Here is an 11,093-nt window from a genome sequence, read left to right as displayed (position 1 = left end):
TGATCGACCGTAGAGCCGTGCCGTGGACGATCGGCGCCAAGGGGAACACGGCTCGACGGTCACCACCGGTCGCCGCCGTACCGGGCGTGCCGTACGGCCGCCCGGGCCCCCCGGTCCCCGGTACTTGGCCAACCCACGGAAGGTGGACGAGGCATGGACGCTGTTCAGTCGTTGCAGTCGACGGCGGGCTTCGGAGAGCTGCTCAGGATCCGGCGTGAACGGGTCGGCCTGACCCAGCAGGTGCTCGCCGATCACGCGACCCTGAGCGTCCGGGCGATCCGGGACATGGAGAGCGGGCGGGTGCAGCGCCCCCGGCAGGAGACGGTCCGCCTGCTGGCCGACGCGCTGCGGCTGGAGGGCCGCGGCCGGTCGGACTTCGAGGCGGCCGCACGGCGGCAGGTGCTCGTCGACGAGCCGCGCGACGAGCCGACCGCGCCGCCGGTCGCCCGGGGCGCGATCGTCGGCCGGGAGCTGGAGGCCGAGGCGCTGACCGACGCTCTCGCCGTGCACGGCGACCGGCTGGTCACGGTGGCCGGCCTGGGCGGTGCCGGCAAGACCCGGCTGGTCCTGGAGGTCGCGAGACGGCTGTACCTCGCGTCCCGGTGGTCGGTGCGCTGGATCGACTGCGGCCGGCAGCCGGCCGCGGGACTCGAACGCCGCGCGGACCTCGCCCGGGCGATCGGGGAGCGGCCCACCCTGCTGGTCCTGGACGGCGCGGACGCAGGTGTGGACACGGCCCTGCTGGACGAACTGTTCCAGCGCTGCCCCGGCCTGCGCGTGCTGATCACCGCCCGGGTCCCGCAGCCGCTGCCCGGCGGCCAGGTGATCCCGCTCGCCCCGCTGCCCACGCCCGGGCCGGAACTCGACCACGACCCGGTGGCACTGGCCGAGGTGGGCGCCGTCCGGCTGCTGCTCTCGCACCTGCGCCGGCTGCGCCCCGGCTACCGCCTGGAGCCCGACGAGGCGCCCGCCGTCGCCGCGCTCTGCCGCCAGCTGGACGGCCTGCCCGGGGCGTTGGAGCTCGTGGCGGGCTGGTCGACGGTGCTCTCCCCGCGCCAGCTGGTGGCGCGGCTGGCGGACGGCCCGTTCCACCTGGCGCCGCCGCCGGCCGGATTCGGCGGCCGGGCGGACGTGGGTGCGGCGCTGGGGGCCGCGCTGGACCGGCTGACGCTCGGCCAGCGGGACCTGTTGGAGCGGCTCGCGGCCAGACCGGGGGACTGGTCGGGAGACGACGCCGTCGCGCTGAGCGGCCGGCCGCCGCAGGAGTGCCTGGCGGCGGTGCACGAGCTGCTGGCGAGCGGACTCATCCGCAGCGTCCCGGCCCGCGACGGCGTGCGGTTCACCGTACTGAACCTGTGCCGGCGCTTGTGCGGGAGCGGCGCGTACCCGGCGCTGGCGGCGGCGAGCTGAGCCCGTGCGAAGGCTCCGGCCTCGGCCGATACTGCCCGCATCCTGCCGGACGAGCTGCCGGTCCGGCGCCCGGATCCTTCCTAGCGTTCTGTCCATGGCCGGGCGAGCCGGACACCGGGATCCCCGGACCCCCGAACCCCCGGACCCCCGAACCCCCGGACCCCCGAACCCCCGGACCCCCGAACCCCCGGACCCCCGAACCCCGGACCCTCCGCACACCCGGAGGCCCTGTCGCCCCCAGACACCTGGACACCAGGAGGCCCACCACTCCCCGGGACTCCCCACCACCTACCGACACAGAGGTATTGCGCCGTGGAGCAGCATGCCGTGGAGCAGCACGGAAAGACCGAGCCGGCCGGTCTGGACGTCGTCGTGACGACCATGGCCTCGGACTCGCACACATGGAACCTGGTCTTCCTCCAGTTGCTGCTGGAGGAGCTGGGTCACCGGGTCACCAACCTGGGCGCGTGCGTGCCGGACGAGCTGTTGGTCGCCGAGTGCCGCCGGATCGAGCCGGACCTGATCGTGTTGAGCAGTGTCAACGGGCACGGCTACCACGAGGGGCTGCGGGTGATCGCGGCGCTGCGCGCCTGCCCCGGGCCGGCCCGCACGCCGACCGTGATCGGCGGGAAGCTCGGCATCGCCGGCTCCGGCACTCCGGCCCGGCGGCGGGCGCTGCTGAGGGCGGGCTTCGACGGAGTCTTCGAAGAGGGCGGATCGGTTCTGGAGTTCCAGTCCTTCGTCGGCTCGCTGTCCGCCGGATCCACGGCGCTGACCGCCGGGTCCGAGGCGATGCCTGCCGGCTCCGGGGCACTGCCCGCCAGGCCCGCGGCGATGCCCGCCGCGTCGGGGGTGCTGCTGTGACCGGCTCCTCGGGAGGCGCGGGCGACGCCTTCACCGCGCACCCGGACGCCCCCGCCGTCCCGGGGCCCGCCCGTGTCGTCCCGGGGTCCGCCCGTGTCGTCCCGGGGTCCGCACCCGCCGTCCCGGCGCTCGGCTTCGGTGCCTTCGTCGCCCGGGCCCGGGCGGCCGGTGCGCTGGTGGTCCAGCCCAGGATGGGCATGGCCGATCCGCTGCGGATGCGCGACGGTCTGCTCGCCACCCGCGCCGCGGACGCCGTCACCGTCGGCACCATCACACTCGACAGCTACACCCGTACCGGCGACCTCGCGGCCGCCCGGCGCGCGCTCGCCGAGGGGGTCGGCCTCAACGGCTACCCGATCGTCACCCACCCGGCCGACACCACCCGGGCGGTGCTGCGGGGCGTTGCGGACGCACGCTTCCCCGTGCAGGTCCGGCACGGTTCGGCGATGCCGGAGCACATCGTCCGCGCGCTGCTGGCGGTCGGTTTGGACGCCACCGAGGGGGGTCCGGTCTCGTACTGCCTGCCGTACAGCCGGACGCCGCTGCGAGAGGCGGTCGCCAATTGGCAGCGCAGCTGCGAACTGCTCGCCTCCGCGGCGGAGTTCGGCGGCGAGCCGCACCTGGAGACGTTCGGCGGCTGTCTGATGGGGCAGCTCTGTCCGCCGAGCCTGCTGATCGCGGTCAGTGTGCTGGAGGCGCTGTTCTTCCGGCAGCACGGGCTGCGCTCCCTCTCGCTCAGCTACGCGCAGCAGGCCGATCCGCGCCAGGACGAGGAGGCGCTCACCGTGCTCGGGCGGCTGGCCGGCGAACTGCTGCCCGACGTCGACCACCACCTCGTCCTCTACGCCTACATGGGCGTCTACCCGCGCTCGCCCGGCGGGGCCCGGCTGCTGCTGGAGGACGCGGCCCGGCTGGCGGTGCGGGCCGGCGCGGCCCGGCTGATCGTCAAGACCACCGCCGAGGCACACCGGATCCCCACCGTGGGCGAGAACGTGCGGGCCCTGGAGACGGCCGCCGCGGTCGCCGCCGACGAGCGCGCCCGCCGACTGCCGGCCGGCCCCGGCGTACACCCGGCGGGCAACGGCACCGCGGGCGACGGCACCGCGGGCAACGGCATCGAAGACACCGGCATCGAGGCGGAGGCCCGGGCGCTGATCGGTGCCGTGCTGGAGCTGGACGCCGACGTCGGCCGAGCGCTGGTCCGGGCCTTCGCCGCCGGCTACCTGGACGTCCCCTACTGCCTGCACCCCGACAACGCCGGCCGGGCCCGCACCTCGCTCGCACCCGACGGCCGACTCCGCTGGTCGAGCATCGGGTCGATGCCGATCGCCGGCCTGGCGGACGGTGGCCCGCGCCCGCCGATCCTCGGGTCGGCCGGGCTGATCTCGGCGCTCTCCCACGTCCAGCGGACCTACGACGCCCGTGCCGCCGCCCGGCCGCGCGTCGGTGCCGCCCGCGACACGTCCCGCCCGCACGCACTTGAGCCGTGCCCGCCCGCACCGAAGCCGCGCACGCCCGTACCGCCCCGCCCGCCCGTACCGCCCCGTACGACGTCCACGCCACAACCAGAGTTGGGACTCACCACACCATGACCACCGACGGGCTCACGGCCCCCGCCCCGATCCCGGACCCCGGCCGCCACCTGACCGCCGCGACCACGCGCAGCGCGCTCCGGATCCAGCACCAGCTCCTCACCGCCGCCCGGGAGTTCCTGCGCGGGCAGGGCTTCATCGAGTTGTTGCCGCCGATCATCGGGCCCGTCACCGACCCCGGGTCGCGCGGTTCCAAGCAGGTCGACGTCGACTTCTACGGTCACCGCTACAAGCTGATGACGAGCGCCATCCTCTACAAGCAGGCCTCGCTGCTGGCCTTCGACAAGATCTTCTGCATTGCCCCCAACGTCCGGCTGGAGCCGCTGGAGACCGCCGGGACCAGCCGCCACCTGGCCGAGTTCCACCAGCTCGACGTGGAGGTGGCGGGTGCGACCAGGGACGACGCCGTCCGGCTGGTCGAGGAGCTGGTGGTGCACATGGTCGACAGCGCGATCCGCGAGCTGCCCAAGGAGTTCGCCGAACTTGGCCGCGACGTGGGCGCGTTCACCGAACTGCTGAAGGGCTCCTTCGGCCGGATGCGGCACGCGGAGGCGGTCGCCGAACTCCGGGGGCTCGGCCATCCGCAGAGCCCGGACGCCGAACTCGACTGGGCCGGTGAGGCGTTCCTCTCCGGCCGGCGGGACCGGCCGTTCTTCGTCACCGACTACCCGAAGGGCTCGCGCGGCTTCTACGACCGAGAAGACCCCGACGAGCCGGGCATCCTGCGCAACTTCGACCTGATCGCGGCCGAGGGCTACGGTGAGCTGTGCAGCGGCAGCCAGCGCACCAACGACTACGCGGAGATCGTCACCCGTATACGGGAGACCGGCGAGAACCCGCAGAAGTACCGCTGGTACCTGGACCTGGTCCGCGAGGGCGTTCCCGGCAGCGCCGGCTTCGGCATCGGCGTCGAGCGGCTGACCCGCTACGTCGCCGGGCTGGACGCGGTCTGGCAGGCCAGCGCCTTCCCGAAGGTGGCCGGGGTGGTATCGCCGTGAGCGATCTCTCGGCGCCCGGCTTTCCGGAGGAGGAGGTCCGCCGGCGCGCCCGGGCCGGGGTGGCGGCGGCCTTCCCGCCGCCCGGCGAGTACGGACGGGTCCTGTTCGGCGCCGAGCATCCGGGCGACCGGCACCGGCACCCGGCCGACGAGCGGGATCCGCTCGACGCGCTGCGGATCGCCCCGCCGGTCTTCATGCCGCAGCGGCTCGCCCGGCTGATCGATCTCGGTCGCGAGCCGGACTATCGGGACGTCGACCTGACCACCGCCATCGGCGGGTTCACCTCCTCCCAGCCGGTGTACGTGTCCGCGCTCGGCTCCACCCGGGCGGCCGGCGGCGACCTCGGCCTCGCGCTCAGCCGGCAGGCGGGCGCGCTCGGCCTGCCCATGGTGATCGGCGAGAACGTCGTGCCGGTGAACGGCTACGGCCGGCTCGGCGGGGCGGCGGACAGCGCGCTCCTCGGCCGCCTCCGCGCCTATGCCGAGGAGCTGCCGGACGGACGGGGCGGGGTCGCCGTCCAGCAGTCCACCGAGGACGCCGACGCCGAGGTGTGGAACCTCGTCTACAGCGACCCGGCAGCGCTTGCGCTGCTCGAATCGGGGCGCCTGGCGTTCGAGTTGAAGATCGGGCAGGGAGCCAAGCCGGGCCTCGGCGGGATGACCGTGCTGGATGCGGAGGCGGCCGTCCGGCTCGGCGACCGGTACGGGCTGGACGACGTGTTCGGCGACGGCCGGGTGCTGCGCTCCAGTACCCCCGGCACGTTCACGGCGGAGATCCTGCGCCAGCAGATCCGTCTGATGCGCAACAACTTCCCCCGGGCCCGTGTCTGGGTGAAGCTTCACCCCGGCCGGGACGTCGCCGAGGCCGCCCGGGTGGCGGCCGAGGCGGGGGCGGACGCCGTCACGGTGGACGGCGCCGAGGGCGGCACCGGCTGGGCGCCCGGGGCCTTCCCGGCGCAGGTCGGTCTGCCGCTGGCGGAATGCCTGCGCCGGCTGGCGGCCGCCGGGCCACCGCCCTGCCTGCTGGTCTCCGGACGGATCTGGGAGGGCGGCCGGGCGGTGAAGAGCCTGGCGCTCGGCGCCCGCGCGGTGGGGCTGGGCCGGGCGGCCCTGCTCGCCACGGCCGAGGACCCGCAGGCCGGGCTGATCCGGTTCGCGGAGTGCCTCGCGCTCGAACTCCGCTTGCTGATCAGCGCGCTCGGCAAATACGCGCCTGCCGCACTGGAACGGGACGACGTATGGTCCCAGGATTTCTCCGGAATTCCCGTCACCGGATAATCGAAACGCTTTTCCTGTAGCCCGCCGAGGCGCCCGTGTGCGTCTCGGCGGGCTGCCCTGTCTGGATCGAACCCCATGGTCAAGCGGCAGTTGAAACTGCCGATGGTCTTCCGGGCAATCTGCCGATCGGCCCGGAAAGGCCGTCCTATCGTCGAGTCACTACCCGCAGCGTCGTTAAATTCATCGGGGTTGGATGATGGAATCTCGCGGTTTGCCCTTCATATCCGTCGCACGCCGGTTCCCGGACCGCCCGGCCCTACGGCTCGGCGCCCGGACCGTCGCCTACCGGGAACTGGACGAGCTGAGCGGCGCCCTCGCCACCCGCATCGCCCCCGGTCGGACGGTGGCCGTCACCGGCCGGGACCGGCTCGATCACGTGGTGGGCCTGCTCGCCGCCCTGCGTGCGGGTGCCACCTACCTGCCGTTGGACCGGGAGGCGCCCGAGGAGCGCAACCGCTGGATCCGCGAGGACGCCGGCGCCACCTTCGCCTACTCCGACGGCGAGCTCGCCCCGACCGTCGGTGCAGGCGGAGCCGGGAGCGAGCCGGACCGGGACCGGCGCGGCCGCGAGTCCGCCGCGGGATACCTCATCTACACCTCCGGCACCACCGGCCGGCCCAAGGGGGTGCACGTCCCGCTCTCCGCGCTGACCGGGCACCTGGCAGCCGCCGTCGAGTGCTTCGGCCTCACCGAGGACGACGTGGTGCTGCACTTCGCCCGCCCGACCGTGGACGTGGCCGTCGAGCAGGTGCTCACCGCCCTCTCGGCCGGCGCCTGCATCGTCGTACCCGAGGAACGACTTCTGGCACCCGATGCCCTGTTGGACCTGTTGGACGCCGAGGGCGTCACCGTGGCCAACCTTGCCGCCGGCTACTTCCAGGAGGTGGTGGCCGCGCTGCGCGGGCACGGCCGCCCGCCGCGCACCCTCCGGCTGATGATCTCCGGCAGCGACCGGCTCTACCCGGACGCCGCAGCCGGCTGGCGGGCCGCCACCGGCGTGCCGCTGCTCAACGCCTACGGGCCGACCGAGACCGTCGTCACCGCCACCGTCCACGAGCTGGCGGGCCCGACCGCGGCGGAGGGTGAAACGGTCCCGATCGGCCGCCCCCTCGGCGACCGCCGCGCGTACGTGCTGGACGACCGGCTGCGGCCGGTGGCGCCCGGAGCGGCCGGAGAGCTGTACCTCGGCGGGTCACTGCTGGCCTCCGGTTACCACGGGCGCCCGGGCCTGACGGCCGGCCGGTTCGTCGCCGACCCCTTCGCGCCGGAGCCGGGGGCCCGGATGTACCGCACCGGTGACGTGGTCCGGCGGTCCGGTCCGTATGCCGCGCTGGAGTTCGTCGGCCGCGCGGACCACCAGGTGAAGATCCGGGGCTTCCGGGTCGAGCCCGGCGAGATCGAGCAGGTCCTGACCGGCCACCCGGACGTCGCCGCAGCGGTCGTGGTGGCCCACGAGGGCAGGCTCGCCGCCTATGTGACCGGTACCGCCCCCGACGTGGGGGAGCTGCGTCCCTATCTGGCCGAGCGGCTTCCCGAGCACATGGTCCCGGCGACCGTCACCCCGCTGGAGGGCTTCCCGCTGACCGCCGGCGGCAAGGTGGACCGGGCGGCGCTGCCCGAGCCCCAGGCCGCGCCCGCCGCACCCGCCGCACCGGCCGCCGGCCGCCGGCCGCCGCGCACCCCCGCCGAGCAGCTGATCGCCGCCGTCTGGGCGGACGTGCTCGCAGTGCCCGAGGTCGGCGCCGACGACAACTTCTTCCACCTGGGCGGGGACTCGCTCACCGCCGTGCGCGTGGTCGGCCGGGTCTTCGACGTCTTCGGCATGATCTCCCCGTACACCATCTTCGACGCGCCGACCCTCGCCGAGTTCGCCGCCGCGGTCACCGCGGCCTCGGACGGCGGCCGGCGCCCGGCGCTGAACCGGACCGGTGCCACCGAGGCGCCGCTCGCCGACTTCCAGCGTGGGCTCTGGTTCCTGGACCAGTGGAACCCGGGCGCGCCGACCTACATCGTGCCCTGGGTGTTCCGCTTCGCCGGGCCCGTCGACCCGGAACTGCTCCGCGGGGCCCTGGCCGGCGTGGTCGCCCGGCACGAAGCGCTGCGCACCACCTTCGAGCTGGGCGAGGACGGTCCCCGGCAGGTGATCCACCCCTCCGTCGAACTGCCGTTCACCGTCGTGGACACCCCTCCCGCCGCTCTGGACGGCCTGCTCGCCGAGGCCGCCCTGGTGCCCTTCGACCTGGAGACCGGCCCGCTGGTCCGCGCCCACCTCTACCGCACCGGCGGGAACTCCACCCTGCTGCTGCTCTGCCACCACATCGTCTGGGACGAGAGTTCGCTGCCCGTCCTGGAGTCCGAACTGGCCGCCCTGTACGAGTCCCTGGCCTCCGGCCGCCCCGCCGGTCTTCCCGAACTCCCGGTCCAGTACGCCGACTACAGCACCTGGCAGCGCGAGGACGGCGCCGCCGAGCGGCAGCTCGACCACTGGCGCGAGCACCTGCGCGACGTGCCCACCGAGCCCCCGCTGCCCACCGACCGCCCCCGCCCCGACCTGCAGGCGTTCCGCGGCGCGTTCCACCGGTTCACGATGCCCCGTCCGGTCGCCGAGGCCGTCCGGGCCCTGGCCCGCAGCGAGGACGCGACGCCGTTCATGGTGCTGCTCGCCGGGCTCGCGCTCACCCTGCACCGGCGCACCGGCCGGCGCGATCTGGTGATCGGCTCCCCGGTGAGCGTCCGCGGCCGGACCGAACTCGACGCGCTCATCGGCTACTTCGTCAACCTGCTGCCGTTGCGCGTCCGGCTCGACGAGGGGATGGACTTCCGCGATCTGGTCCGGCACGTCCGTGGGGTGGCCATCGACGGCTACCGCCACCAGGAGGCGCCGTTCGACGCCATCGCCGGCGCCGTCATGGAGGAGCGCCCCGACGACCGCACCGAGGACCGCAACCCGCTCTGCCAGGTGCTGCTGGAACTGCATCCGCTGGACACCCGCCCGCTGACCATCGGCGGCACCGAGGTCACCCGCGAGCTGCACTCCAACCCGGTCTCCCGCTTCGACCTGTCCATCTCCGTCGACGACCGCGGCACCGGCTTCACAGGCCGTTTCGAGTACGACTCCGACCTGTTCGACCCCGCCACCATGGCCGAGCTGTGCGAGGCCTGGCTCGGCACTCTTGCCGCCGCCGTCGAGGCGCCCGTGCACACCCTGTTCGAGGACCGCGCCGCGCGGGACCCGCACGCCCTCGCTCTGGTCTCCGGTGAGGACCGCCTCGACTACGGCACCCTGAACGAGCGGGCCAACCGGCTCGCCCACCACCTCGGCGGCCTGGGCGTCGGCCGCGGAGACACCGTGGCCGTCCTGGTCGAGCGCGGACCGGACCTGGTGGTCGCCCTGCTGGCCGCGCTGAAGGCCGGCGCCGCCTACACCCTGCTCGACCCGGACTTCCCGGCCGAGCGGCTGGCCGGCGCGATCGCCGACGGCGGCGCCGCCCTGCTGGTCACCCACCGCCACGCGAGCCCGCCCTTCCCGGTCGCCCGCCACCTCGACCTGGACGCCGCGGCCGCCGCCGTCGCGGCCCGCCCCGGCCACGACCCGGGCCTGGCGGTCACCGCCGCCGACCTCGCCTGCGTGATGTTCACATCCGGCTCCACCGGCCGCCCCAAGGGCGTCGCCGTCCCGCACCGCGCCCTCACCACCACCTACCTCGGACAGGACTACGCCCGCTTCGGGCCCGACGAGGTCTGGCTGCAGTGTTCCCCGGTCTCGTGGGACGCCTTCGCCCTGGAGCTCTACGGTGCGCTGGCCTTCGGCGGGGTGTGCGTGCTCCAGCCCGGCCAGCGGCCCGACCCCCAGGCCGTCGCCGAACTCACCCGCCGCCATGGGGTCACCCAACTTCAGCTGTCCGCCAGCCTGTTCAACTTCCTGCTGGAGGAATTCCCGGAGACCTACGACGACCTCAGGGTGGCCTTCACCGCCGGCGAACGGGCCTCCGTCACCCACGTCGGCAAGGCGCTCGACCAGTATCCGGACCTCGTCGTCGCCAACGGCTACGGCCCGGTCGAGAGCCTCGGCCTCACCACCTGCCACCGCGCCACCCCCGAGGACGCCGGCGGAGCCTCCATCCCGATCGGCCACCCGCTGCACGGCAAGGCGATCCACGTGCTCGACGCCCAGCTGCGCCCCGTACCGGACGGCACCACCGGTGAGCTGTACGCGGCCGGCGGTGGGCTGGCCCTAGGCTACGTGGGCCGGCCCGGGCTGACCGCCGAGCGGTTCGTCGCCTCCCCGTTCGGCGCGCCCGGCGAGCGGCTCTACCGCACCGGCGACCTCGGCCACCGGACGCCGGAGGGGGTGCTGGAGATCACCGGCCGGATCGACGACCAGGTGAAGATCCGCGGATTCCGGGTCGAGCCCGGGGAGATCGAGGACGCGCTCACCCGCCACCCCTCCGTGCGGGAGGCCGCCGTCGCGGTCCACGAGCCGGCCCCGGGCGACCGCCGGCTCGCCGCGTACGTCACCGCTGCCGGAGCACCGCTGCCCGACCCGGACGTGCTGCTCGACCATCTGGCCCGACTGCTGCCCGAGCACATGGTGCCCGCCACGCTCGACGTGCTGGACGCGCTCCCGCTCAACCCCAACGGCAAGGTCGACCGACGGGCCCTGCCCGCCCCGGCCGAGCCCGCCGAGCCCGCCGAGTCCGCCCCGGCCGACCGGTTGACCCCGGACCAACGGCTGGTGGCCGACGCCGTCCGCGCCGTCCTGGGGCTGCCCGACGGCCTGGGTCCGGACGCCGACTTCTTCCGGATCGGCGGCAACTCGCTGGCCGCCGTGCGGGTCGCCATGCGGCTCTCCCAGCACACCGGCACCCGGATCCCGCCGCAGGTGGTCTTCCGCGGTCGGACGGTCGGTGCCATCGCCGAACGGCTGGCGTCGTGACGACGCGGCACCAAGG

6 protein-coding genes are annotated in these 11,093 nt (G+C 74.6%); all 6 read left to right on the top strand.

All coding sequences use genetic code 11. From position 1 onward, the window contains the following. Positions 1-153 precede the first annotated feature (153 nt). Entirely contained in the window at positions 154-1,410 is a 1,257-nt protein-coding gene (locus ACWGIF_RS22215) for a helix-turn-helix domain-containing protein (protein WP_453499917.1), read from the top strand. 312 nt (positions 1,411-1,722) lie between these two features. Beyond that, positions 1,723-2,274: a cobalamin B12-binding domain-containing protein gene (locus tag ACWGIF_RS22210; RefSeq protein WP_453499915.1), complete on the top strand. Its 552-nt coding sequence runs from the start codon at positions 1,723-1,725 to the stop codon at positions 2,272-2,274. Between the two features lie 176 nt (positions 2,275-2,450). Beyond that, positions 2,451-3,866: a methylaspartate mutase gene (locus tag ACWGIF_RS22205; protein ID WP_453499967.1), complete on the top strand. Its 1,416-nt coding sequence runs from the start codon at positions 2,451-2,453 to the stop codon at positions 3,864-3,866. Beyond that, a complete protein-coding gene (locus tag ACWGIF_RS22200; RefSeq protein ID WP_453499913.1) occupies positions 3,863-4,864 on the top strand; it encodes an asparagine synthetase A in 1,002 nt (333 codons plus the stop codon). Before ACWGIF_RS22205 ends, ACWGIF_RS22200 begins: the two co-directional genes overlap by 4 nt. Further along, positions 4,861-6,141, top strand: a complete 1,281-nt coding sequence (locus tag ACWGIF_RS22195) for a glutamate synthase-related protein (RefSeq protein WP_453499911.1) — start codon at positions 4,861-4,863, stop codon at positions 6,139-6,141. The genes ACWGIF_RS22200 and ACWGIF_RS22195 overlap by 4 nt, the downstream gene beginning before the upstream one ends. A gap of 196 nt (positions 6,142-6,337) precedes the next feature. Beyond that, entirely contained in the window at positions 6,338-11,077 is a 4,740-nt protein-coding gene (locus tag ACWGIF_RS22190) for an amino acid adenylation domain-containing protein (RefSeq protein ID WP_453499965.1), read from the top strand. Positions 11,078-11,093: the final 16 nt, after the last annotated feature.

This window comes from Streptomyces sp. NPDC054849, from assembly GCF_053610945.1.
The sequence above is the reverse complement of the archived record's forward strand: the minus strand, read 5'-3'. Positions and strand labels throughout refer to the sequence as shown.